Source organism: Calothrix sp. NIES-2098 (assembly GCF_963875125.1).
GTDB lineage: Bacteria > Cyanobacteriota > Cyanobacteriia > Cyanobacteriales > Nostocaceae > Aulosira.
In genome coordinates this window covers 2,617,313-2,643,077 of the sequence record NZ_CAWNKJ010000001.1, presented here as the reverse complement: position 1 = coordinate 2,643,077, position 25,765 = coordinate 2,617,313, and the positions used below count along the sequence as shown (strand labels likewise).

General features: G+C 42.6%; 21 protein-coding genes. 7 read left to right on the top strand and 14 right to left on the bottom strand.

All coding sequences use genetic code 11. The features are described from left to right. Nucleotides 1-179: 179 nt before the first annotated feature. Nucleotides 180-836: a hypothetical protein gene (locus tag AACU33_RS11090; protein WP_096588556.1), complete on the top strand. Its 657-nt coding sequence runs from the start codon at nucleotides 180-182 to the stop codon at nucleotides 834-836. 86 nt (nucleotides 837-922) lie between these two features. Continuing rightward, the gene (locus tag AACU33_RS11085) at nucleotides 923-1,327 is read left to right on the top strand and encodes a hypothetical protein (RefSeq protein WP_096588555.1); all 405 of its coding nucleotides are present in this window, start codon (nucleotides 923-925) and stop codon (nucleotides 1,325-1,327) included. Between the two features lie 9 nt (nucleotides 1,328-1,336). Here AACU33_RS11085 and AACU33_RS11080 read toward each other — a convergent pair whose 3' ends face one another. The 5 genes from AACU33_RS11080 to AACU33_RS11060 form a co-directional block, all read right to left on the bottom strand. Beyond that, nucleotides 1,337-3,271: a S9 family peptidase gene (locus AACU33_RS11080; protein ID WP_096588554.1), complete on the bottom strand. Its 1,935-nt coding sequence runs from the start codon at nucleotides 3,269-3,271 to the stop codon at nucleotides 1,337-1,339. An 882-nt stretch (nucleotides 3,272-4,153) separates the two neighbouring features. Next, nucleotides 4,154-4,834: a PAS domain-containing protein gene (locus AACU33_RS11075; RefSeq protein WP_096588553.1), complete on the bottom strand. Its 681-nt coding sequence runs from the start codon at nucleotides 4,832-4,834 to the stop codon at nucleotides 4,154-4,156. Then, on the bottom strand, nucleotides 4,815-5,270 hold the full coding sequence (locus AACU33_RS11070; RefSeq protein ID WP_096588552.1) for a hypothetical protein: 456 nt from the start codon (nucleotides 5,268-5,270) through the stop codon (nucleotides 4,815-4,817). Before AACU33_RS11070 ends, AACU33_RS11075 begins: the two co-directional genes overlap by 20 nt. A gap of 408 nt (nucleotides 5,271-5,678) precedes the next feature. Then, the gene (purN, locus tag AACU33_RS11065) at nucleotides 5,679-6,356 is read right to left on the bottom strand and encodes a phosphoribosylglycinamide formyltransferase (protein ID WP_096588551.1); all 678 of its coding nucleotides are present in this window, start codon (nucleotides 6,354-6,356) and stop codon (nucleotides 5,679-5,681) included. Then, entirely contained in the window at nucleotides 6,353-6,937 is a 585-nt protein-coding gene (locus AACU33_RS11060; protein ID WP_096588550.1) for a hypothetical protein, read from the bottom strand. The genes purN and AACU33_RS11060 overlap by 4 nt, the downstream gene beginning before the upstream one ends. Nucleotides 6,938-7,023: 86 nt before the next feature. On the opposite strand from AACU33_RS11060, the gene AACU33_RS11055 reads away from it, so the two are divergent. Together AACU33_RS11055 and AACU33_RS11050 are read left to right on the top strand one after the other, a co-directional pair. Further along, nucleotides 7,024-7,911, top strand: coding sequence for a carbohydrate ABC transporter permease (locus tag AACU33_RS11055; RefSeq protein ID WP_096588549.1), 888 nt, complete (start codon nucleotides 7,024-7,026; stop codon nucleotides 7,909-7,911). Between the two features lie 113 nt (nucleotides 7,912-8,024). Further along, nucleotides 8,025-8,795 carry an FkbM family methyltransferase gene (locus tag AACU33_RS11050; protein WP_096588548.1) on the top strand — a complete coding sequence of 257 codons (771 nt, stop codon included), beginning with the start codon at nucleotides 8,025-8,027 and terminating at the stop codon, nucleotides 8,793-8,795. Nucleotides 8,796-8,801: 6 nt separating this feature from the next. Here AACU33_RS11050 and AACU33_RS11045 read toward each other — a convergent pair whose 3' ends face one another. Then, nucleotides 8,802-10,073 carry an ABC transporter substrate-binding protein gene (locus AACU33_RS11045; protein WP_445291785.1) on the bottom strand — a complete coding sequence of 424 codons (1,272 nt, stop codon included), beginning with the start codon at nucleotides 10,071-10,073 and terminating at the stop codon, nucleotides 8,802-8,804. Between the two features lie 48 nt (nucleotides 10,074-10,121). After that, nucleotides 10,122-11,198, bottom strand: coding sequence for a glycosyltransferase family 4 protein (locus tag AACU33_RS11040; RefSeq protein ID WP_096588546.1), 1,077 nt, complete (start codon nucleotides 11,196-11,198; stop codon nucleotides 10,122-10,124). Between the two features lie 359 nt (nucleotides 11,199-11,557). Here AACU33_RS11040 and AACU33_RS11035 point away from each other — a divergent pair, with 359 nt between their 5' ends. Beyond that, nucleotides 11,558-11,878, top strand: a complete 321-nt coding sequence (locus AACU33_RS11035) for a hypothetical protein (protein WP_096588545.1) — start codon at nucleotides 11,558-11,560, stop codon at nucleotides 11,876-11,878. 55 nt (nucleotides 11,879-11,933) lie between these two features. On the opposite strand, the gene AACU33_RS11030 is transcribed toward AACU33_RS11035, so the two are convergent. After that, entirely contained in the window at nucleotides 11,934-12,227 is a 294-nt protein-coding gene (locus AACU33_RS11030; protein WP_096588544.1) for a DUF2103 domain-containing protein, read from the bottom strand. Between the two features lie 3 nt (nucleotides 12,228-12,230). Further along, nucleotides 12,231-12,536 carry an ATP-dependent Clp protease adapter ClpS gene (gene clpS, locus AACU33_RS11025; RefSeq protein WP_096588543.1) on the bottom strand — a complete coding sequence of 102 codons (306 nt, stop codon included), beginning with the start codon at nucleotides 12,534-12,536 and terminating at the stop codon, nucleotides 12,231-12,233. Between the two features lie 533 nt (nucleotides 12,537-13,069). On the opposite strand from clpS, the gene AACU33_RS11020 reads away from it, so the two are divergent. Further along, nucleotides 13,070-13,249, top strand: coding sequence for a hypothetical protein (locus tag AACU33_RS11020; RefSeq protein WP_096588542.1), 180 nt, complete (start codon nucleotides 13,070-13,072; stop codon nucleotides 13,247-13,249). Between the two features lie 27 nt (nucleotides 13,250-13,276). Here the strand turns inward: AACU33_RS11020 and AACU33_RS11015 are convergent, their stop codons facing one another. Next, complete coding sequence (locus AACU33_RS11015; RefSeq protein ID WP_096588541.1) at nucleotides 13,277-14,569, bottom strand: dicarboxylate/amino acid:cation symporter; 1,293 nt, start codon at nucleotides 14,567-14,569, stop codon at nucleotides 13,277-13,279. 175 nt (nucleotides 14,570-14,744) lie between these two features. Between AACU33_RS11015 and AACU33_RS11010 the strand changes: the two genes are divergently transcribed. Then, nucleotides 14,745-17,375, top strand: a complete 2,631-nt coding sequence (locus AACU33_RS11010; RefSeq protein WP_096588540.1) for a DNA polymerase III subunit alpha — start codon at nucleotides 14,745-14,747, stop codon at nucleotides 17,373-17,375. A gap of 38 nt (nucleotides 17,376-17,413) precedes the next feature. On the opposite strand, the gene AACU33_RS11005 is transcribed toward AACU33_RS11010, so the two are convergent. The 4 genes from AACU33_RS11005 to AACU33_RS10990 form a co-directional block, all read right to left on the bottom strand. Then, complete coding sequence (locus AACU33_RS11005; protein ID WP_339375924.1) at nucleotides 17,414-17,602, bottom strand: hypothetical protein; 189 nt, start codon at nucleotides 17,600-17,602, stop codon at nucleotides 17,414-17,416. A gap of 66 nt (nucleotides 17,603-17,668) precedes the next feature. Then, nucleotides 17,669-20,431, bottom strand: coding sequence for an S-layer family protein (locus tag AACU33_RS11000; RefSeq protein ID WP_339375923.1), 2,763 nt, complete (start codon nucleotides 20,429-20,431; stop codon nucleotides 17,669-17,671). A 68-nt stretch (nucleotides 20,432-20,499) separates the two neighbouring features. After that, nucleotides 20,500-23,013, bottom strand: coding sequence for a two-partner secretion domain-containing protein (locus AACU33_RS10995; protein ID WP_096588538.1), 2,514 nt, complete (start codon nucleotides 23,011-23,013; stop codon nucleotides 20,500-20,502). A gap of 68 nt (nucleotides 23,014-23,081) precedes the next feature. Next, nucleotides 23,082-25,733 carry a two-partner secretion domain-containing protein gene (locus AACU33_RS10990; protein WP_096588537.1) on the bottom strand — a complete coding sequence of 884 codons (2,652 nt, stop codon included), beginning with the start codon at nucleotides 25,731-25,733 and terminating at the stop codon, nucleotides 23,082-23,084. Nucleotides 25,734-25,765 lie beyond the last annotated feature (32 nt).

The window sequence follows — 25,765 nt, the reverse complement described above, 5'->3', positions numbered from 1 at the left end:
TATTTGTCATTGGTCATTTGTCTTACTCCTTTGTCTCCCCACACTCCCTCATCCTCATTCCCCAGTCAGGATTTAAAAAAAATTTCCCCACAGGGTGCATAAACTAATCGCAGTCAACCTATTGAGTAAGTGTAAGGGTGAAAGCCCAAGACAAACACTTCAACTTGAGGAGAATGACCATGAAATTCCGTAACTTAACTGGCTCTTTGCTAACAGCTACTGCTCTTTTGACCTCTACACTACCAGCATTGGCAGGGCCTTTTGATGTACAGCCTGCTGGTATTTTCAAACCTGGTATTCTCACCCCTGGCGCAGCTGTAGGTAATGGTACTCCTAAAACTCCTACACCTAGCGCACCTAGTAATCCAGTTGGTAATAGTGAAATTCAAGGATTGGGCGACCATCAATCTTGGGTTGACCCGAAAACTTTGGCGAATGACCCACGTGCTTTGTGTAGTGATGTTGGTTTAGGTAGCAATACTCGTAACAGTTCTAGCAAATTAGCGCTTGCAACCTCTACTAGTACTCGTTCCAGTTCTTCTCGCAGCCACAATGATGGCGGTGGAGGCGGTGTCAGCTTCTTAGGTATTGGCGTAAGTGGTAGCGGTGCTAGCCAAGGTAGTCAAAATAATAGTGACTCCAAAGATACCCGCAATAACCGCAATGAAGAAAATACCAGCAGTTCCTCGACAGTGGTTCAAGGTAAGAATTGCGATGCTTTCGTCAACTCTGCTGCCGCTAGAGATATGAACTATCAAGATAACCTGACTCGCCGTTATGAAATTAAAACTGGTCGCCGAGGACAGCAGGTAAATCAACTGTTAGACAACAAATAACTTATACCAAAATCCTTAATTTTAGATTAATTCCACGCCGGGGTTAGCGCCCTGGCAATTACTTTCTTTACTTCTCAGGAGATATTATGAATAGCCCAACTGGAGCAAGAATTATTACCCTGAGTACAATCCTGTTGCTATCGGTAACATCTTTAGCCAGCGCCGAAACTCCTAGAAATCGGGACTCCCAAATCTTGCCTTATCTTTTAGATAACCCTAATGACAACTCCTTAGTGAGAGTGCGTTGTGTCTCTAGCCATAGGCAGCAAGTAGATAGGAATCGACGTATTATTAGAGACAGCCTTTTGCGTCCAAGCCAGAGCGACGATCGGACTGTCACAATTGAAATTGAAGGGAATTGTCAGAATCTCAAAATTCGCGTGGATGACGACGCTCAATTTTCTGATATCCCTGTCTACAATCCCGATTTAGACGACTCTTGGCTGACTCGCAAAGGTTCTGGATGGTATTGGTTCTTACATCGTCGCTAAATATCAAAGCTATGATTTAAAGTTTTCAATCACCATAGGTTCAATAGATTCGGGTAACTCAAAGCCGAAAATCTGCGAGTAGAAGTAAAGTTCTGCTTCCAAAGAACGCTTGATATTCTCTGCTTTGCGGAAGCCATGTTGCTCGCCTTCAAAGGGAAGGTACGCTACTGGTACGCCTTTAACCCGCAGTGCTGTCACCATTGCTTCGGTTTGATTTGGTGGTACTACTTGGTCTTCCAAACCTTGGAAGAAAATCACTGGAGAAGCAAGTCGTTCGGTAAAATTAATAGGCGATCGCTCTTGATAAATCTGGCGCTGTTCTGGATAAGCACCAATTAGACGATCTAAGTAGCGCGACTCAAATTTGTGAGTATCTCTCGCTAAAGCTTCTAAATCGCTAACTCCATAGTGGCTAGCACCTGCTTTAAAAGTATCGCGAAAAGTTAAAGCACACAGGGTTGTATAACCACCCGCACTACCACCAGAAATTGCTAGGCGATTACCGTCTACTTCTCCTCTTTCTACCAAATAACGCGCCCCATCAACGCAATCATCAACATCCACAATTCCCCACTGACCATCTAATCTTTGACGGTACTCTCTTCCATAACCCGTGCTACCGCCATAATTTACATCTAAAACTGCTATGCCTCGGCTAGTCCAGTATTGAATGCGAAAGTTCAAACTACTCCCAGCTGCGGCTGTCGGCCCGCCGTGGCTTTTGACAATCAGCGGCGGTTTTTCCCCTACCGGGGCAGTGTAATCATGATTTTGCGGTTGATAAAATAAGGCATATGCTGTCTTACCATCAGCTGTCGGATACTCTATTGCTTGGGGTAGGGAAAGATAACCAGCCTCAATCTTTACCTCACTAGCACGGCGTAGGACTTCCAGCTTTTTACTTGCTAAGTCTAACTGTACAATAGCTGTTGACTCAGTTGGAGAACCACCGATAAACACTACCTTACCTGGAGCTGCGTGTAGCGAAGAAATATCCGTGTAAGGTGTTGGCAGAGATTCTAGTTGTTTTGTTGTTGTGTCGAGACTAGCTAAATGCCAAATGCTTTGCTGAGTATAACTGCAAATAATGCGATCGCCTGACTCAAAATCATAGGTGGAAGTCCCTAAAACCCACAGAGGTTTACCAAACTCAGCTTCCATTTGAGTCAACGGTTCCACACTTCCATTTTGCCAGCGATAGAGATTCCACCAGCCTGTGCGGTCAGAAATAAAGTACAGCGTGCCATCTGGCGACCACTGCGGCTGAAAAATAGATTCGTCTAAACCACCTGCGATTTTTTGAGCTTTTCCTAAAAGTCCGTCTGCTTGGACTTCTGCAACCCACAGTTCCGTACCATCCCACGGCATATTCGGATGGTTCCAAGCCAGCCAAGCCAAGCGCGAACCATCGGGACTGAGGCGAGGTGAAGCATAAAAGTCGTTACCGCCAACTAGTTGCTGCGGTGTAGTATCTCTTTCTAACCCTAGGCTTACCAATGTATTGACAGCTTCTTGTCCCGCAACAGTATTATCCTCGCACACACAAATAATTCGCTGGCGTTGACGATCGAAAATAGCGTCTGCATAGCGTTTAGCTACTTCTGGTGTAATAGGTTGTGGTTCGCTATCAATAGATTGACGATAAAGGCGTTGGTCGGCAAAGTTACAAAAGTACACTGTGCCATCAACTACCAGAAAAGAAGCGCCGCCATATTCATGGACGCGGGTACGCACGTTATAGCCAGCAGGCGTCACATCCTGATTTTGACCATCTTTTAACCGTACAATTACGTTTCTACCCTTCTCTGATGGTCTTAATTCGCTCCAGTAAATATCCTGTCCGTCGAGAAAAATTTGCCCTAATCCAATAGTTTGGGAAGTAATTAAATCTGTTGTAATTGGCGATCGCCAAGCTCCATAAGATGCTACTTCTGGTTTATTCATGCTCTAGCTGCCTCCCTGCTCTCTATATATATTAGCGATCGCATCTTATGTACGAGTACAAAACTCTACCACAACAGGGGATAAGGAAGTGTGGAGGACAAAGAAGATAAGGGAGTATGACAAAGGACAAAGCGCAAAGTCGGAGCGCCGGCTTCCGGCGATCTGAACTTTGTAAGAGAGAACAAATGACCAATACCCAAAAAATGTAAGGATAGATACTATTTTTAAGTAAAAGTCAAGGTAGATTGATTCAGTGCAATGGAGTGTCAAGGGTGCATTTACCAAAATCAGAAATCAAGAAAGCAATTTACGCACCTTAGACCAGAAATTTTCAATTGTTGTGATTTTAAGTAGCTGTTATAGTTCGCAGTTGAGAAATTGTGTAATTAGTCTGGCTATCTCAAGATGGGGTGACAACATCTAAATCCGCTACATTTTTCTAATTTCCAGTCACCAAACATCGACGGCACCAGAGAATTAGTCAAAGTCCTGAAGAAAATAGAGGGATAACTGCAACATTTTTGCCTGGATGCTCATTTCCTGATGTTACCAAGCAGATTTATCTGTGGGTCAATCTCAGTCAGTTAGTGTAAATAATTATTGAAAAATCAATAAGCTTTAAACCCTTACCAATAATAACGAACAAATGACAGCCTTCTATTATCGGAGACACTACGCGTAGCTTGCTTCCCCAGAGGGGTACGCCAGTTATTTTTAATTGCACCGCCCTACATAAAACCCCGAATCGTCCCGCATCATTATCTGTAGCCCTCTTTTGTTGAATTGGTATTAAACCTGATAACTGATTCAAGGAGTGCACCCCGAAATAGAAAATGACGCACCTGATGATTTTCTAATTCGTGAAGGAGTCAAATAGTGATTTTAAGCTTGTTCAAGCACTCCTGGCGGTATTGGCACAAGTTGAGGAGTTGACAAACAAGTTCCTTGTCTGTACCAAATACCCTCAACCTCAAAAGCCTCAAATTGAGTAGTCAAGATTGCCCAAGCGCGCTCATTGAGTCCAGCGGAGTAAGTCCAGGTGAACTGTCTATCGTTACGCAATCTTTGTTCCAGTTCTGCTAAATCTTCAGGTAGCCAAAACTGGGTCATGATCCTTTCAGTGGCAATTTCTGGTGGTGTCTCTAGCATATCAGCCATTGGCTGATTAACAATGATTTGTTTGCGAGTATCTTGTCTGACAATGCTCACAGGACGCTCATTTTCAGCAGCGGCAACCATACGATACAACAACTGAGATGGTATGTATAACTGGCTACAAAATATTCCACCTTCAGATTGCAATACCCGTTCGGCTGTTTCCGCTGGTGTAGGCGCTTGTTCGCTGGCCATCCACCCAAAGAATTCAATCGGTTGCTTGCAGCCTCTCCATTGAATCCTTACTTTGCCTTTAATCTTACAAGCAGTTTCGCTAAGAGCTTCTCCATAGCTTTGAGCTAAGTCAGTAGCATCACGCTTTGTTGGGGCAACAATTGAAACCCCTTCATAAGACATTTTACAATTCCAGCCTGGTAAGTTGAGGATTCTAAGAATACTCACACTCATCTTCTTTGACGCCTCCAGAATCTTTATATACTTTTACACCCTTAGTCTCGTGATACACGGACATTTTGAATGTTTCGTCCCAGATTTTTTTTCGTTCCTCCTCTGGGATGTCTAAAACCGATGTGATGATCGCAAAGTCCCCTGGTGTTGGGAGAACTTCACCTTTTGCCAATGCGGTTAAGTTCTTAACACCACAACGCTTTAGTTCTGCCATGTTGGCTCGTACTAAATCGGCAATTGTTTGAGGAGCAGCTTTTCGAGAGTTGAGGGAATGAGTACCAGTTTTCTTCGCTACCCACTCTTGAGTCATCTCTTCGATCGCATCGCTTTGGGAAATGCCTAAACGGGCACAAATACTTTTAAACTCCAGGGCTAAATCTAGGGGGATATAGCCGCTGATTTGCTTGTAATCATCAGAACGCCTTCTGTCAGTCATATACCGAAATCCTGAATATTACGCTTGTCTTTATTTTCTATCATGAAGTCCAAAATGCAAGACATGTTTCTGCGTCACATTTAAATGACAGCTTGACAAAAAAAAATGACAAGCCTAGTATGGGAAATGGAGCAGTAAGCGGCTGAAGACAAAGAAACGGTAGATACTCTAGAAGCTAGCTGCTTTTTTGGTGGCTAGCTTCTCACCTTTTATTTAAGAATACGAAAGTTTTTTGACCCGGTTATCTTCAGTATATCTGCTTACAAGAATTTTGCAATACGATGCAGGTAACGGAACTAAGAATCTCTCAGCCCAAAGGCAAGAGAGTGTCAATAAAAACCTTGTAGCTGAGGAGTCTTAGCACTTATTAAAGAGATGGTGAAGATGGATTTGAGGATGTTAAGTTAGTCACGATGGTACCAGTTTAACCTGCGATCGCCTCTCGGCTGCTAGAGCGATCGCTTGGGGTAAAATCCGGTGTTCCTGAACTTGAATCCTGGCATGAAGCGTTTCGGCTGTATCATCTGGTAAGACTGGCACTGCTGCTTGCATTAGTATGGGGCCGCTGTCTACTTCCAAACAAACTAGATGCACCGTACAGCCAGCGATTTTGACTCCAGCTGCTAAGGCTTGTTCTACAGCATGGATACCTTTAAAACTAGGCAACAAGCTGGGATGGATATTAATAATTCGGTCAGAAAAAGCATCAATTAATACTGGCGTTAACAGCCGCATCCAGCCTGCTAAAATCACCCATTCAACATCGTATTGTCGTAAAGTTTGTACTAGTTGAGCATCAAACCGATCTCGGCTTTTGTAATCGCGGTGATTCAATAACACTGCTTCTACACCTCGATTTGCAGCCCGAACAGCAGCTTTAGCCTCTGGGTTGTTGTAAATTAAAACTTCAATTTGGGCGTTTAGTTCCCCTGTTTCAATAGCTTGGGCAACAGCCTCAAAATTACTACCATTCCCAGAAGCGAGAACGCCCAATTTTAAAGGAGTGCTGTGGGCAAATAGGTTACTAGAAATGTGAGGAGAAATCAAACTAGTAGTAGCAGTATCCGTAATGGAATAATTACTCATAAGTCAAGGTAGATGATTTTGATGTTCTCCGGCAATTTCGTGTTATCGGAAACTTTTGTAAATAAGGTTGCTGTCGGAGAGAAAGCCTTGGGTCTGGGTTGGCCTGGGTCAGTGTTTTCTAATTGCAACCGCAGCTGACCATCAGCTGTAAATTCAAAAATTGTCAGTGCCTTTTTTTCATCTTTAGAGACGACGACATCCAGATGCATTGGTTGTGGTTGTGGGTTAATGCTGTACTTAAATTCCACAGCCATTGGCTTTTGCGAATTAGGCGAAAGAATATATAGTTTACCATCCGGCGAAAAAACCAGGGTGAGTGCCAAATCCGAAGAAGGGTCTTTGCTTTGCCATTGACCTAATAGTTTCTCAGAAATTGGGCTGGTCGGCTGATTTGTGGATGATGGAGTTGTAATTGGCGGTTGTGTCGGCTGATTTGTGGGCTGTGGCGTAGGAATGGGCGATTTTGTTGCTTGAGCCAGCACAGCTGTGTCAACTGTCATTGATAATGCTATAAGTACGCTAGAGGTCAGCATTGTGCAGGCGATCGCAAATTTGCCGAAGCAGGGGAAATTTTGAGGCATTTGTTTGAGCCAATAGATTGAAAGGATCTTAGCAGTACCTCTGTGTAGAATCACACTCTACCGCATTAGATAGCAAAAATATAGCAATGAAAACAGCCCGTTCTTCAGATATGCAACTGCTCGATAATGATACAGTTGCCGCCTGGATTTTTCTGACACCAGCATTGATTTTACTCGGCCTGTTTATTATTTGGCCGATCGCCTATTTGTTTTACCTCAGTTTCACGGCTGGTAGTTTTACCTCCAAAGGCATTTATTTAGTAGGCTTAAAAAATTATTCGCGCTTGCTATTCAATTCTGATTTTTGGCAAGTTCTAGGTAACACTGTTTATTTTACCGTTGCCACAGTCATTCCCAGTTTAGTTATTCCCCTAGGCTTGGCAGCATTATTAAACCGTTCTCTAGCTTGGCGGGGCTTGATCCGCAGTGCTTATTTTTTACCTTCAATTATTTCCTTGGTAGCTGCTGGGCTAGGATTTCGCTGGCTATTTCAAACCACTGGCCCGGTAAATGCCTTATTAAATATATTTGGTATCCCATCTATTCCTTGGTTGGGAGACACTGTTTGGGCTATGCCAGTACTAATTTTATTGAGTATTTGGAAACAACTGGGTTTTAATATGGTGGTGTTCTTAGCAGGATTGCAGGCAATTCCTCCCAGTCGTTACGAAGCTGCGGAACTAGATGGCGCAAATGGCTGGCAACAATTTTGGCATATTACCCTCCCCGGTTTGCGACCTACTTTAATATTTGCCATTGTCACCACTGCAATTTTCACCTTACGAAGTTTTGAGCAAGTTTATGTGATTACAGGCGGCGGGCCGCTAAATTCTACAAATTTGCTGGTTTATTACATTTATCAAGAAGCTTTTGGGCAATTTGATTTTGGTTATGCAGCTGCGGCCGCGACGGTATTACTAGCAGTAACGTTAGTGTTTGTATATTTGCAATTGCGAACTTGGGGTGAGGAATGAGGTATCAAGCAATGCTTTTTTTGAGACTGCTGGGAATTGACCAGTATTTAGTAAAATGAGGATTGCTTTATCTATCGCTAAGTTAATCTCCAAAATTCACTAGGAAGTCAAGAATGAGCCGCAAAAAAATGTCTTTTGCTAACGAGCTGGAATTTTATTATATTAGTAGCCCCGAAGAGACCGAATATATATATTCAGAAATATTTACCGAGCAGCAATATCTCAGACATGGCATTGTCATCAATGAAGGAGATTGTATATTTGATGTTGGCGCAAATATTGGCTTATTTTCTTTGTTTGTTAACAGCATTCAAAAGCAAGTAAAAATTTATGCTTTTGAGCCGATCGAGCAAACATTTTTCATACTAAAAGAAAATACTCGTCTATATAATCTTGATAATGTTCAATTATTCAATTATGGGATCAGTTCAGAAGACAATCCTGAAAAGATATTTGTTTTTTATCCGAATATGGCTGGTAATTCCACCACAAAACCAGGAGACATCATAGCAGATGCAGATGATGTCAAGGAAGAAATAAATTCAGAGCCGATAGAAGACTTATTCGCTAGCTTTTTTCAAGAAGAACAACAAGTAAAATGTGAGGTAAAAACTTTATCTTCTGTCATCAATGAATTAGGCATTGATTCTATAGATTTATTAAAAATTGATGTTGAAGGTGCAGAATATGAAGTTCTCCAAGGTATAGCTGACAAGGACTGGCCTAAAATCAAGCAAATAGTTGGGGAAGTTCATAATAAACAAGGACGACTAGATAAAATTCAAAAATTGTTAATCTCTCAAGGATTTAAGATTGAGCTAGAAAAAAGAGCAGAGTTACCAACTACATACGTTGATACTTACAATTTGTATGCGGTGCGCTAAATGTATTTAGTAGGAATTTCCAGACCGCATTAAATCTAGATATGCTTGGAATTTTTTGAGAGCTGTTTCTGGAGGCGTACCTAGCATTGTAGCTTCAATTGCTCTACCAAGACTTTCGGAAACGCGACTGTAACCAGAAATAATTGGTCGAGAACCTGATACAGACATTTGCTCAAGAAAAACTTTCATAGCAGGCTTTTTCTGAATAAATTCTTGGTAAGCTTGGCTTTGAGCAGATTTAATATTTACTGGTAAAAAACCTGAGCCAATACTCCATTCAGTTTGGAATTCTTCACTAAGAACGTATTCTAAAAATTTCAACGAAGCTTGTTGTCTTTTGGGTGTAGTTTTCATGACAAATAAATTGCCACTAGCAAGCACTGTTGCTGGTTGGCGGTTAGCGGGAATGGGAAGTACATCAAAATCAACTTTACTTTGCATAATGAACGTCCAAGGCCCTGTTAACTGCATAGCAACCCGCCCAGCAATGAAATCATCTTCTTCATATCCCCGTTCGGGTGCAGAAAATTTAGTAGAACCATCTTTAATCAAGTTTTGCCAAAATTGTAAAGCAGCGATCGCACTTGGGCTAACTAGATTTGGATGATTATTTTCTACCAGCGTTCCCCCACTACTTAATAAAAAAGGAAACCATGTAAAAACTGTCCATTCTCCTTTACCAAGGGGCATTAACATTCCATACCGATCTGGCCTTTTGTCGCCATTCAAATCTACTGTTAGTTTTTTAGCTACTTCCCGTAATTCTTCCCAAGTTTTTGGTAATTCGGTAATCCCCGCCGCTTTAAACAGATCGCGTCTGTAAAAAATGCCGACATTACCAGCAAATAAAGGAACTGACCAAATATGTCCATTTAAAGACATCTCGCCAAAGCAATTTTGAATAATTTCCGACTTGATTGGCGATTTATTTAACCAATCCTCCAAGGGATAAATTGCTCCCAATTCTACAAATTGACCTGTAATTTGGGGATTGAAGAACAAAATATCAGGTTGAGCATTGCCAATAACTGCTGTTAAAACTTTGGGGATTTGTTGATCGAGTTGACCCGCGTAAATAGAATCTATCTGAATATCAGAATGAGTCTGATTAAATTTATCTACTAGTTTTTGAAATATATCCCGATTGCTAGGCGGATTTATCCCATGCCAAAGAGTGAGATGCACGATTTGATTGTCTGCTTGCTTAACAGTTTGACAACCGCCGAGTGCGAGTAAAAATATACACAGTAAAATAATAAATAGCGATCGCCACAACATTTGGCCAAGTTGATGATGAGGTTTTAATAGCATTGTAGATTTGAGATTTTAGAGTTTACTGAGCAACTGAGTGAATTTTTGCGCGATCGCAGGCGCATCAAATTCGACAACTTTAGCACGACCTGCTTTGCCTAGTGCCAAAGCTGTTTGTGGCGATAACAGTACTTCTGCTAACTGACGTGCCAAATCTTCGGAATCTAAAGGATTGGCTAGTAAACCTTGTACGCCATGTTCAATCAACTCAGGTGTAGAAGACGAACGACTGGCAACAATTGGCTTACAGCTAGCCATTGCTTCTGCAAACACAATACCAAACCCTTCTTGCAGACTTGGTAAACAGAATACATGACAACGGACATACTCGCGGACTAAATCTTCATAGGGGACGTAACCAAGAAACGTCACATTTTGATTTAAATCGAGTTCTTGAGTCAGACGACGGAGGTTGTTCCACTCTGGCCCCCGACTAGCAATTCGCACTTCCACATCTGGTATTTGACGACGGAGAATTGCTGTGGCTCGGATTAAAGTAGCAACATTTTTTCTGGGATACTGTACGCCGACACATAATATTGTCGGACGCGAATTTACTTTGTTTTCCTCAATATCAGTTACAGATGCTAAAGCCCGATCCCACCCTTGCACATCAATGGGAGGCGGGACAATTTCGATGTCTCCTTTATAGTTATAAAGTTGGCTGAGTCTAGCGCTGGAATACTCACTAGTAGCGATCGCCATATTTGCACGATGAACGCTAACTCGCTCTGCTTTTGCCATTAACTCTAAAGAGGTACGTACCCAACCGCGTTCAAACTTGGCTTCGTCCGCGATAATGCCGTGAATATAAGCTATAAAAGGCGCTTTGATGCGATCGCCAATCGTGTAACCATCCATATCTAGACCAATGACTGCATCGTATTGGTCGAAATCTAGCGGATCGAGTCCCCAGTTCCACCGGAAACGCTGCACCATATAACCCATCAATCCAGATGTTTGTTTTGGCGCGAACACATCAACTTTATGACCCTGCGATCGCAATTGAGCAATTAAGTGGGCATTTCCGACAAAGGTTCCGCTTCCTAATTTGGCATTTTGGGGAGTAGCTGTAATAAATGCTAGCTTCATCTTGTGCAATAGTTTAGTTAAATTTGCTTTACAAAGAGACTGGTATTTAGACCTAGATAAATCTGGCTTTTGCCCATCCTTAGGAACTTGATGGTGTAAAGCTCAGAATTGGGATTTATTTCCCGATTAGAGCAATGATTGTTTGCGATCGCAAGCAATTTGTGTTAGCTCGTGTTTTTGAGAGAAATATTGAATTTAAATGCAATTTTTCTCCAATAATTGCTTTGTTTAGCTAACATCTTTGTTGCAATTAGTTACATAATCGCGAACTTTCTATTGCAGTTTGTAACTATTTTGTGCAACCGCAAGGCCTATTCCTTTAGACTGATCTCAATTACAAAATATTGGGATCGAGACCAATGCATTCGGTAAACATTTGGTGTCATGAGTTTGTAGTTGTTGTTTCCTTTATTGCTTGTATCCTTGGTCTATTGATGCTTTGGGATAGCAAGCAGCAAAAAGATGAGATGGAGGAAACAGAGCAGATTCTATTTAGAATGAGCTTTACTTACTGGCTAGTTTATTGTGTTGCTTTTGGCTTAGAAAAAATTATCTTGCCTAGCTGGGAACCAGTAGTAATGTCTTTAAAAATAACTACGGCTCTGTCATATTTCTTAACATTTTCTTGTATCCTAAGTTTACCACTCCACAGATTTGCAGTACATCAAGTAGAAGAATAGTTGAGAGTCAACAGTGCATAGTCGATAAACTATGGACTATTGACTATGGAAGTGATTAACTTTTCATAGCGATCGCGATCGCCTCTTCAAAACTATCTCGATCTAAACTCGTCAAGATAAATACCTCCTGTACCGTCTTTCCTTGGCGGGCGATGACCTTATAACCCCCGCGAATTGGTACAGACACGCGCAGTTGCATTTTGGGAGCATGACCTTTAACTCGCCCGATGACGCCTGGTGTCACAGTTTGAATGCCATGCTGCTGACACAGACGTTCTAATATGGGAATGAGGCCGTGAATGTGGGTCGAGTGATTCCAGACTAGTCTACCATCATTAGGTTTGCCCATTATTTAAGCTGCCTCTAGCGGAGCCATTGTCAACCCCGCACGTCGCAGTTGTTGGTGATAGAGTTCTGCTGGTTCTTGTGGCCCTACCCAGACGATCGCTTGACCTTCATAATGTATTTGGTTAGTCAAATCCCAAGCGTGATCGCTGGTCATTCCCGGAATATACTTCATCAAACATTCAGCCACGTGCTGAAATGTATTAAAGTCATCATTTAAAACGATAACTTTGTAATTTGGGTATAGCTTGCGGGTAACTTGATTAGACCGTTCGGGAGCTATAGTTGGTGATGTGGAAAGTCTAGTCACCATAAAACAGTTATCAACAGGACTTTATAACACTAACACTACAAATAACTAGTTTAGTGCATACTACAGAGTCAAGAGTTGGGCACCCGCATTTTTGCTTCTATTATCTCATGCTGGCGATCGCTCACTCTCTATTTGCCACGGTGAGATATTTACTGAGATTGCTGAAGCACCATATATTTAACATTGCTATACCCTAAGTCGCTATGAGTAAGGTAATTTTATGCGATCGCATCGCCACAATTTTTAGATTCCCTGAAAATCGTTATAAATACTCTAGGCTCAAACGAATAAGCTGAGTTAGCTTACCGCGTAGTAACAGCTTCAAAACCCTAGCTTAAGTCTTCTTAGAGCCGAAATCAGCTAGATATTTGCAGAAAAAATAGCTTTGAGAGAAAATTTCTCCTGCTAAGGATATTCTCATGATTTTTGCAATAAAATTTAGTAGTTTTCCGCAATTGTCACCAGGACGATTGTGTATATCATTGTTTAATCTTTAACTAGACTGCGAAATAGCCTCTTGAGACCTTTTTCCTATGGCTCCTAAACTAAAAAAGATTCAATTTCCACTTTGGCATTATCTCAACCAGCCCTTATTTAGTAAACAGACTAAATTGATATGGAATCCTCATACTTTTGCTGCTATATGGCGAATTCAACTTTTAGAACGGTGTTGGCATAGAGAATGTGATGCCAAGGGGCCTCAACAACATTAAATGATTATTATTAAGGGTGCATATTAATTAAGCCTCGTCTAAAGTACGGGGCTTTTTACCGTCTAATAAAGCACTGACAGTCATATCTCCCATGACATTAATTGCAGTGCGACAACGATCCAAAAACCAATCAACTGTCACCAATAAAGCAATATACTGTGTCGGCAAGCCCACGGAAGTAAACACCAAAGTCATTGTTACCAATCCTGCATTTGGAATACCGGCTGCGCCTACGGATGCAAAAATCGACGTCAGGACGACAATTAACTGTTGCCCTAAACTTAAATGTTGCCCCAATACTTGGGAAATATACAATGCAGACATCGCTTCATACAGGGCTGTACCATCATTGTTAAAGTTTGCCCCAACCAATGCGCCTAAAGAAGCTGAAGATTCCCTTAAACCGATTTTGGTTTGCAAAATCTCAAAGGTAATTGGCATTGTCACCGTTGAAGAAGATGTGGAAAAAGCTGTCAAAAACGCATCAGAACCACCAGCGAGAAACCTTAAAGGATTTACCCAAGAACCGAATTGTACTCTCGTGAGATAGTAGCAAGCCTGTAATGCCAGAGCTACTAAAACCGCTACAATAAACGCCCCTAAAGATTGGAAGGGAGAAAAACCTTTTTCGGCAACAGTTTTCGCCACAATACCAAACACAGCCAAGGGGACTAGAGCAATTACCCAATTCAGAATCCGAATTACCGCCTCAAATAAAATCCCAATGACATCTTCTATTGGTTGGTATGCTGTTTTACCTTGGGCAATTTGTTCTGATTTTAATGCCCGTAGCACAATACCAAAGGAAAGGGCAATCACAATGAGTTGGATAACGTTATTATCGACTAGAGGTTTGAGGATCGCATCTGGAACAGCATCTTTAAATAAACCCCAAGGGTCAAGACTGTGACTGGTTACTTCCGTACCTGTTGGGGCTGCTAAACTTCCCCAACTACCAGGACGCAGAACGTTGGCGACAAATAACCCGACCAAAATAGCGACCGTAGTGTTTGTTAACAGCAGTACTGCTAACCGCCTACCTGCTGTACCAGGAATATTGGTAGTCATGAAGGTGTGCAGCACTGCTACCAAAATTAGCGGCGTAGCTAGGGCGCGGAGTGCCTTCAGCACCAATTCTGCTGGAATTGCTAAATTAGTAATTAAAGTGGCATTGTCTGGGCTAGGATTTCCTGCGCCGAGGGCAATTCCTAAGCTAACAGCAAGCACTAGGGCGATAACAATTTGTATTGTCAGAGGAATACGCAGCCACCAAGGACGGGTTTTGGTGTCAAGCGAAGTAATGGTCTCTGGTTCAGTCATTGCTATATGCTCGGTAACTGGACTGCTGTAACTATTTAAACATCACTTGCGGAAGTGAAATTTCCACAAAAGCGTTAATCTAAGATCCCGTTGCTTTCTTTGCAGAATCCTGCTCAAAGGGGTATGTGATTAGTATGCCCTGCGAGCTATCGTCAGCTTGTGGTTGGAGATCGATATGTCCTTTGTGCCTTTACATATTCACAGTGACTACAGCTTGCTCGATGGGGCTAGTCAGCTGCCAGAGTTGGTGGATCGGGCGATCGCCTTGGGGATGAAAGCGATCGCGCTTACGGATCACGGTGTGATGTACGGTGCGGTGGAACTGATCAAAATCTGCCGCAGTAAGAACATTAAGCCAATTCTTGGCAATGAAATGTATATAATTAATGGCGATATCGAAAAGCAAGAACGTCGTCCTCGTTATCATCAAGTTGTTTTAGCTAAAAATACTAAAGGTTATAAAAATTTAGTCAAATTAACTACAATTTCTCATCTTAAAGGTGTACAGGGAAAAGGTATTTTTTCTCGTCCTTGTATTAACAAAGAATTATTAAAAGAATATCATGAAGGTTTAATTGTCACCAGTGCTTGTTTGGGTGGAGAAGTTCCCCAAGCAATTCTTAGCGGCAGGCCAGATGCAGCTCGGAAAGTTGCTCAATGGTATAAAGATGTATTTGGTGATGACTATTATTTAGAAATTCAAGACCACGGTTCTCAAGAAGACCGAATTGTTAACGTCGAAATTATTAAAATTGCCAAAGAATTAGGTATTAAAGTTGTTGCTACTAATGATTCTCATTTTATTTCTTGTTATGACGTAGAAGCCCACGACGCTTTGCTGTGCATTCAAACAGGCAAGCTCATTATTGAAGAAAATCGGATGCGATATAGCGGCACAGAATATCTCAAATCTGCCGAAGAGATGCAGCTGCTATTTCGCGATCATTTACCAGAAGATGTCATTGCCGAAGCTGTAGCAACTACTGAAGAAGTTGCCGATAAAGTCGAGCCTTACCAGATAATGGGTGAACCGAGAATTCCCAATTACCCCATACCTTCTGGACATACAGCCGATACCTATGTAGAAGAAGTTGCTTGGCAAGGACTGTTAGAAAGATTAAATCGCAAATCCCGCAATGAAGTCGATCGCGTATACAAAGAAAGGCTGGAATATGAGTTAAAAATGCTCCAGCAAATGGGTTTCTCCACATACTTTCTCGTTGTGTGGGATTACATCAAATTTGCCAGAGATAATAATATTCCTGTGGGGCCGGGACGGGGTTCTGCGGCGGGTTCTTTAGTAGCATATGCGATGCGAATTACTAACATCGACCCCGTGCATCATGGACTGCTATTTGAGCGTTTTTTGAATCCAGAACGGAAATCCATGCCTGATATTGATACGGATTTCTGCATTGAAAAACGCGACAAAGTGATTGATTATGTCACAGAAAAATATGGTGCCGATCGAGTTGCGCAAATTATCACCTTTAACCGTCTGACTTCTAAATCAGTATTAAAAGATGTTGCCAGAGTGTTAAATATTCCCTATGGGGAAGCAGACAAAATGGCCAAATTAATTCCGGTGGTGCGAGGTAAACCAACTAAGTTAAAAGTGATGGTTTCAGATGACACCCCAGCACCAGAGTTTAAAGAAAAGTATGATAATGAACCTCATGTTCGCCATTGGATTGACATGGCGATGCGCATTGAAGGAACTAACAAAACCTTTGGCGTTCATGCAGCAGGTGTGGTAATTTCTGCCGATCCTCTTGATGAAATTGTACCGTTACAGAGAAATAACGACGGTTCCGTGATTACCCAATATTTCATGGAAGATTTAGAATCAATGGGATTGTTAAAGATGGACTTTCTCGGTCTGCGTAACTTAACTTTGATTCAAAAGACTCTCGATTTAATTGAACAAACTAACGGTTATCGCGTCGATCCTGATGAAATTACAGGACAAGAAAGAAAAGCACAGAGGATATTAGCGAAAGGCGAACATAGTACTCTACCAAAAGATGTGCAAAAAGCTTACGCATTATTAGAAGCTGGAGAGTTAGAAGGAGTATTTCAGTTAGAATCTTCGGGGATGAAACAGATAGTGCGAGATTTGAAGCCATCTAATATTGAAGATATTTCTTCAATTTTGGCACTTTATCGACCGGGGCCTTTAGATGCGGGATTAATTCCTAAGTTTATTAATCGCAAACACGGTAGAGAAAATATTGACTATGAAACTGCGATTTTAGAACCGATATTAAATGAAACCTATGGAATCATGGTCTATCAAGAGCAGATTATGAAAATTGCTCAGGATATGGCTGGATATTCGCTAGGACAAGCCGACTTGCTGCGTCGGGCGATGGGTAAAAAGAAAGTTTCGGAAATGCAGAAGCAGCAAGAAAAGTTTATTGATGGTGCGACTAAAAACGGCGTAAAAAAGCAAGTAGCTGAGAAGTTATTTGACGATATGTTGAAATTCGCCGAATATTGCTTAAGCTATGACACGGAAGTTTTGACAGTAGAATATGGGTTAATTCCGATTGGTGAAATTGTTGAAAAACAATTGGAATGCAGCGTTTATAGTGTTGATGAAAATGGCAACGTTTATACTCAACCTGTAGCACAGTGGCATAATCGCGGTCAACAGGAAGTATTTGAGTATTGTTTAGAAGATGGTTCGATTATTCGGGCGACAAAAGACCATAAATTTATGACTACGGACGGGCAAATGTTACCGATTGATGAAATCTTTGAACGGGGATTGGATTTGTTGCAAGTTCCACGATTACCAAGATAAGAACGCATAGCAATAATTAATATTGCCCCGCTTATCCTCTAGTCATGAAGCGCACGAGGAATGCTTAGGTACTGAAGCCCAGTGTTACAGCGATCGCCATTGAATAGATTAACAACTATTTCTTTCTTTCCTTTAACTGGGGACTGGGCAATAGTTCCAAGACCGATGTTAGCCACCCGAACAGTCGTGGAATAGAGAAAACAGTCGTATGCTGTCTTGTAATTCATTTGGTGGCTCCTAACCCGTTATAGGCTAATTATATGCATCTTCATGAAAAAATTTATTTAGGCAGATTAACTCTTGAGAACAGCAGCACAGGTTAATGATGGTTGCACACTCGTAGGAGAGTTATCTGCAACAAGCTCAATTTTGCCAAAGGCGTTGCGACGCCAGGAAGTAGCCTGTACAAAAACTTGCGGTGTTGTAGGTGTTTGGGCTTGTAAAGCTGGTGTGTGATGGAATGCAGAGATGTCGCGGGTATCAGACCAAGGGCGATCGCTCCTCAATTCTTGTGTGGGATTTTGTGGTATTCCCCCTCGTCCCGTTGCTACAAACGTACTACTAGTATCAGCAGCACAACCTATAGCAATTTTCTGGGATGGATCGCTGAGGTTTGCTGGTAGTTCAACTAAACCTGAGTTGGGGTCAACACCGATGGTATTAACTTGAACTGTGCCACTTAAACCAAATTGAGAACTGGCAGTAATATCGCTTTTTGGGGTGAGTTGGTCTTGAAATTGCAACCCAAAAATACCTTGAGTCGTGATTTGAATATTACCACCGCTTCCGAGTACAGCATTAGCCGAAATATCGCTGTTTTCTTTTGGCACAGCGACAATCGACCCCGCTTTGATATTTATGTTGCCGCCTGTGGAAGTCTCAAGGGCATTGGTGATGATGCTACTGCCGTGCCGTAATAGCAGCACATCATTGGCATTGAGGTGGATGTTACCTTGACCACCGCCATTCACCTCAGAACGCAGATTTGCGCCATTGTCGAGGAAGATGTTATTACCAGTAATATTTAGGTTGCCTGCATCACCACTGCTTGTATTACTGACAGTGATTTCCGCATTATCTCTGACGCGCACTGCATCTGATGTGATATTTATAGACCCCGCAGCAAAGCTAGTATCAGAAGAAGCAGCGATCGCACTCTTGAGAGAGCTACCATTGATTAAGTTTGGGGAAGTTCCTTGTACGTCAAGATTTTTCACGTGCAGGTTAACACTACCAGCACTTCCTTGACCCAAGCTAGAAGAAGTAATTTGTCCACCGTTGAACACACGTAAATTATTGGCTGTCAGGTTAATGTTGCCACCTGAACCCACAGAACCATTACCCAGAGAAGCTTTGATACCTGTGATAGTTTGGCTATATCCATCAATCATCGGCTCGCTGACTTGTATATCTTCAGCTCGAATATCAATATCTCCTGCTGTACCGTTTGCTCCTAGGAGAAAAAAGCCAAAGAAAGGTACTTGAGAACCTACTACTTCGCTGGTAATCCCCCCACCATTTGACAATACTAGATTCCCTGTATCGATGGAAATGCGTCCTCCTTGTCCTGTTGTACCAGCTTCCAGTGAAGCGAGAACTGCACTAAATATACCAACAGGGTTAGCGCCTTGAATCTCTAAACTCTCGGTAGCTCGAATGGAGACTTCTCCTCCTGTACCATTCCCTCCCAACACACTACTACTAATACGACCACCATTGAATAGGTGAACCCTTTGAGTATCAACAGTAACTTGTCCACTCTGATTATTGCTTCCAGAGAGAAGTAAATTAGCAATTGTAGTTGCAGAAGATCCAGATAAAGTTTCATATCCCAATAGATCCACATCGGTAGCGCGAATGGTGATATCTCCAGTTCTAGAGTTATCGCCAGAAGTGCTGGACACAAGCCAAGCTCCATTAGCCATCTTTAAACGTCCAGTTTCGATAGTTATATTTCCTGCTTGTCCTGTTGCTGGTGGCCCTGGAAGTACAAGTAATCCTAATGAATTGCCTACGGAAGTGCCGATCCCAGCGAAGAGAGGTTGGTTAACAAGATCGGTGGTTCCTAAAAGATCGATAAATTCTGTAGTGTGGACGGTAATACCTTTTCCTTGTCCAGCAAAGGTTGTTGCACCAATGTTCGAGCCATCCTGTAAGCTTAATCCCCGTCCCCAAATATTGATTGCGCCACCGTTGCTACCATCCGCAGTGACGAAGGAAGTTTGTTGCAGTGTAATTGTACCTCCGTTGACAGTATTTGGCTGAGAAGTGAGTTGCCATCCAGTTTCTTTGCCTAGGGCAATTTCTCCATTTTGCAGCGCCCATAATTCGATATGTCCATCAGGAGCAGAAATACTGGCACTATCAATATCAATCTGACCACCCACAAGTGCTAAAGTCTGATTGGGAATCACTGATAATGTTGGTAATCTAAGAAAGAACAAACCGAACCCGAACTCTGGATGCTTTTGCACTTGAACTGGCGATCCTTGTACTTGAATGGCTCCCGCATTACTTCCCATTTGCAACCCCACGGGTACACTCATAGTCAATAATGACGGTGCAGCATAGTTAGTTGTACTAAATTCTGTCCCATCTGCAAACTTAATGCTATTTGCGGTTGTTCCCACAAATGAACCGCTGATATTCAGGCTGGCATTTGCCCCGAATACAATACCATTGGGATTCATCAAAAATAAACTGACTGGGTTATTACTATTGAGCGTGCGAATCAACCCATCAATATTAGAAACATTACCGCCTGTCACCCGACTAAATATAGTTGTAATATTTGGCGTATTGGTTAAATCAAAGGTGGCGCTACCACCTGTCGGCACTGAGAAATTACTAAAGCTATGAAATAAATTATTTCCTTTATCAATGCCATTGAGAATGGTAAAATCATTTCCATTAACGCTGACACTGGTGTTAGTCGTCTTATCCGATGTCACTTGAGCTAAGGCTGGTGATGATATGCTTGAAGTGAAAAATCCAGCGATCCATGCTGTTAACAACAATTGAAACCAGAGGTTTGATTGTTTGTCAGTAATTCTCATCACCAATACCTTAATTTATCGAACTCGCTAAAGTTAGCGTTCCCGTAAAAATATTAAAAATAACTTTATTAAATTTGAGGAACAGCAGCGCAAGTTAATGACGGTTGCACCTGAGTCGGAGATTTATCTGCAACCAGTTCAATTTTGCCAAAGGCGTTGCGATGCCAGGAAGTAGCCTGTACAAAAACTTGCGGTGTTGTAGGTGTTTGAGCTTGTAAAGCTGGTGTGTGATGGAATGCAGAGATGTCGCGAGTGTCAGACCAAGGGCGATCGCTCCCTACTTCTCTTGTCGGATTTTGCGGCACACCACCTCGTCCTGTCGCCACGAAAGTACTACCAGTATTGGCAGAACAACCTGTAGCTATTTGTTGGGATGGATCGGTGACATTTACTGGTAATTCAACTAAACCAGAATTGGGATCGATACCAATATTATTAATTTCCACTGTACCATTGACATTAAATGCGGAACTAGCTGTAATATCATTGGTCAAATCTGCTCTAGGAGTTAGAGTATTACGGTATTCTAGACCGATAATACCTTGAGTAGTGATGTTAATATTACCACCACGACCTTGAATCGCATTGGCGATAATGTCGCTGTTTTCTAAACCTACAATCACAGGCGAGGTAATTGACAAGTTACCACCATTACCAGTGCCCGCAGATGTAGCAGAAATAACGCTATCGTGACGCATCAGCAGATAATCTTGTAAGTTTAATCTGACATTTCCCCCGTTACCAGAGGCGGTGGATGCAGTGATATTGCCTTGTTGGTTTAGAACAATTGAGTTAGCATTTATCTGTAAATCTCCAGCTTTACCAGTTCCATCATTTTTGACTGACACAATTGCCTCATCGGTAACTCGTAATGACGGCGTGTTAATCGTGAGAGAACCCGCATTTCCACTGGGAATAGGAGGAAGTACAAAGGCGGCTTGAGTGGCCCGATCGAGAATCTCGGCAGTGGAAGCGATGCGACTCGGGACGATCGACCCAGCCCCTCGACCTTTAACCTCCACCGATTGAGAAGCATTAATCGTCACGCTACTCGCCGAACCCGTAGAGAAAGTATTAGAACCGAGCAAACCCCCATCTCGAACCACTAATCTGGACGTATTGATGTAGACGTTATTGCCATTTCCCGAGCTAAGAGTTCCTGAAGTGAGATTACTCGGTGCCAAGGTAATCGGGTTGTTTCCCGCAATTTCGATGGAGTCGGCTGCGGTCACTCGCACCGTTCCCGCCTGACCGGAGCCTAGGACGGTAAGGGCTCCCAGAGCGCCACCATCTAGCAGCCTGAGATTTTTGGCTGAAACCGTCATGTTGCCTCCATTGCCGGAGTTCCACGTCCTTACAGCAATTAAGGAAAAGGTTCTGGGATTGCCGCTAGCACCGCCCTCAATATCGATGTCTCCTGTCACATCAACGTTGAGATTGCTACCGGGTGCTGGAGTGAAGGTCTGAGCAATAATTTGTCCGCCATTCTGGACGGATAGCTGCGCGGCAAAGATGCTCAAATCGCCTGTCTGTCCCGTTCCAAAGTTGTCGAGTTGGAGCAGGCTGCCCGATTGACCGTCGGATGTATTCCCCGTCAGGCTCAGGCTTCCGGTGGCACGAACTGTCATCCCCCCAGACGTTTGCGTTCCCAAGTTTTGGATGATAGCAATGGAACCTTCACTCAAGCTGATATTTTGTCCTTGAATTTGGATCGAGCCATTGCTACCACTGGCATCGAGCAGCGATTGTCGCGCCAGATGAATATCGTTAAATTGCGATACGGCGGAGTAATCCCCGACCCACCCTTGTCCTGTGGAATTGAGTCCGATCGACCCAGCGCTAACACTGCCGACTTCCAGATGTCCGCCTCCATTGGTGGCGATCGCGCCTCCAGAGAAGTTCACCCCTGAACCAATTAATGTTAAACTGTTGCCTGTTCCAACTTGTAATCCGATGGGATTTTGGCTGCGATCGGCAGGAGCAAAAAATCCGGCAGTCATGTTATGTCCACTCCCTTGTAGACTAATCCCCCCTGAATTTTGTCCCATCTGTAATCCAATCGGAACACTCATTGTTAGTAGTGGTGGTTCAGAAGCATTTACAGCACTAAATTCTGTGCCATCAGCAAACTTAATACTGTTGGCTGTTGTTCCGACAAACGAACCACTAATATTCAAGCTGGCATTTTGTCCAAAGACAATCCCGTTAGGATTCATCAAAAATAAACTCACGGGATTATTACTATTAAGAGTTTGAATTAACCCATCAATACGAGAAATATTTCCACCAGTTACCCGACTAAATATTGTTGTAATGTTTGGCGTATTGGTTAAATCAAAGGTGGCGCTGCCACCTGTCGGCACAGAGAAATTACTGAAGCTGTGGAATAAATTACTACCTTTATTGATGCCATTGAGAATAGAGAAATCATTACCAATAGCGTTGACACTGGTGTTAGTACTGCCATCGGATGTCACCTGAGCCAAGGTTGGTGATGATATGCCTGAAGTGAAAAATCCAGTAGTCAATGCTGTCAACAACAATTGAAACCAGAGGTTTGATTGTTGGTCAGTAATTTTCATCACCAATACCTTGATTTATTGAACTCGTTGAACTTAGAGTTCCCGCAAAGGTATGAAAAATCACATTATTAAATTTGAGGAACAGCCGCACAGGTTAATGAAGGTTGCACCTGAGTCGGTGATTGATTGGCAACAAGCTCAATTTTGCCAAAGGCGTTGCGATGCCAAGAAGTAGCCTGTACCAAAACTTGCGGTGTTGTAGGTGTTTGAGCTTGTAAAGCTGGTGTGTGATGGAATGCAGAGATGTCGCGGGTGTCAGCCCAAGGGCGATCGCTCCTGACTTCCTGATTGGGATTTTGCGGTACGCCACCTCTTCCTGTGGCGACAAAAGTACTACCAGTATTTGCAGAACAACCTGTAGCTATATTCTGGGATGGGTCGGTGACATTTGTTGGTAGTTCAACTAAACCTGAGTTGGGGTCAACACCGATGGTATTAACTTGAACTGTGCCACTTAAACCAAACTGAGAACTGGCAGTGATGTCACTATTAGGTGTGAGTTGGTCTTGAAATTGCAATCCAAAAATACCTTGAGTCGTGATTTGGATATTGCCACCGCTTCCTAATACAGCATTAGCCGAAATATCGCTGTTTTCTTTTGGCACAGCGACAATCGACCCCGCCTTGATATTAATGTTGCCGCCTGTGGAAGTCCCAAGGGCATTGGTGATGATGTTGCTACCGTGCCGTAATAGCAAAACATCATTGGCATTGAGGTGGATATCACCTTGACCACCGCCATTCACCTCAGAACGTAGATTTGCGGCATTGTCAAGGAAGATCTTATTAGCAGTAATATTCAAATTACCTGCATCCCCGGTTCCTGTATTGCTCACAGTAACTTCCGCACCATTGCGTACTTTTACTATATCGGATGTAATATTTACCGTCCCGGCGTTAAAATTAGTTGTCGAAGATGCTGCGATCGCACTGGGCAGAATTTGACCGTTAGTTAAAGGTTGAGAAATACCTTCCACATCAATGTTTTTAACTTGTAAGTTGATATTGCCCGCATTTCCCTGACCTAGGCTGAAAGAGGTGATCTGTCCTCCATTAAATACCTGTAGCTTATCAGCCGTTAGGGTGATACTTCCACCTGAACCTACTGCATTCTTACCCATAGAAACAGTAATACCACCGGGGAACTTGTCGAGAAGATCGATCGCTGGATCGCTAACTGCCACTTCGTTTGCCTGAATGGTGATATTTCCCGCTTTCCCTTTTCCTGATAAAGTACTGCGGATAGTCCCGCCATTAAAGAGATGCAAACGTCCAACATTAATTGAGAGATTTCCTGGTTCTCCTTCTGTTTCTCCAATTCCCGTAGACACTCCAGATAGTAGTTGAGAGGGTGTGTATCCTGAGATATCAAGGCTCTCAGTTGCTCGGATTGAGATGTCTCCAGCCTTGCCTGTGGGAGCAGAGAGAGGGTCAAAATTTATCAAAGATGTACTGACTATTCCACCATCTTGCACCCGCATTCGATTTGTTTCGATGAAAATTTTTCCACTCTCATTGTTCTTGCCACTAAAGAGATTAGTGGTAATCGAGGTGGGGATATCAAAAAATGGATTATAACCTACCACCTCTACATCTGAAGCCCGAACAGTAACATCTCCCGATCGAGAATTGTTGCCATTAGAGGAGGACTGAAGCCAAGCTCCATTTGCTAACTTTAAGCGTCCTGTTTCAACAGTAACATCTCCAGCTCGTCCAGTTGCTGGAGGTCCAAACAAGATACCTACATTAGTTCCTATACCAGGACCAATCTGTCCAGGGAGAGAAGCACCCAGTAGGTCAACAAAGTCTGTGGTGTTGACAGTAATTCCCTTACCTTGTCCAGCAAAGGTAATAGAACTAATATTTGATCCATCCTGCACGGTCAACCCGCGTCCACGGATGTTAATCCCTCCACCGTTAATTCCACTTGTATCAACCAATGAAGCTTGTTGTAAGGAAATTGTACCCCAGTTTGCTGTGTCAGCAGGACTCGTTAGTTGCCATCTAGCTTGATTGTCCATTTTAATCGATGCATTCTGCACAGCCCATAATTCAACATTCCCATCTGGTGCTTTCAGCGTTGCCCCTGTGATGTCGATTTTACTACCAACTAACGCTAGTGTTTGCCCAGTTTTAACTTGCAAACCTGTCCCTTGAACTTGAATTGCTCCCGCATTACTTCCGATTTGCAATCCCACGGGTACATTCATAGTCAATAATGGCGGTGCAGCAGAGTTAGTTGCACTAAATTCTGTCCCATCGGCAAACTTAATGCTATTTGCGGTTGTTCCCACAAATGAACCGCTAATATTCAGGCTGGCATTTGCCCCGAATACAATACCATTGGGATTCATCAAAAATAAACTGACTGGGTTATTACTATTGAGCGTGCGAATCAACCCATCAATATTAGAAACATTACCGCCTGTCACCCGACTAAATATAGTTGTAATATTTGGCGTATTGGTTAAATCAAAGGTAGCGCTGCCACCTGTCGGCACAGAGAAATTACTGAAGCTATGAAATAAATTATTTCCTTTATTGATGCCATTGAGAATAGAGAAATCATTACCAATGGCGTTGACACTGGTGTTAGTACTGCCATCGGATGTCACCTGAGCTAAGGTTGGTGATGATATGCCGGAAGTGAAAAATCCAGCGATCCATGCTGTTAACAACAATTGAAACCAGAGGTTTGATTGTTTGTCAGTAATTCTCATCACCAATACCTTAATTTATCGAACTCGTTAAA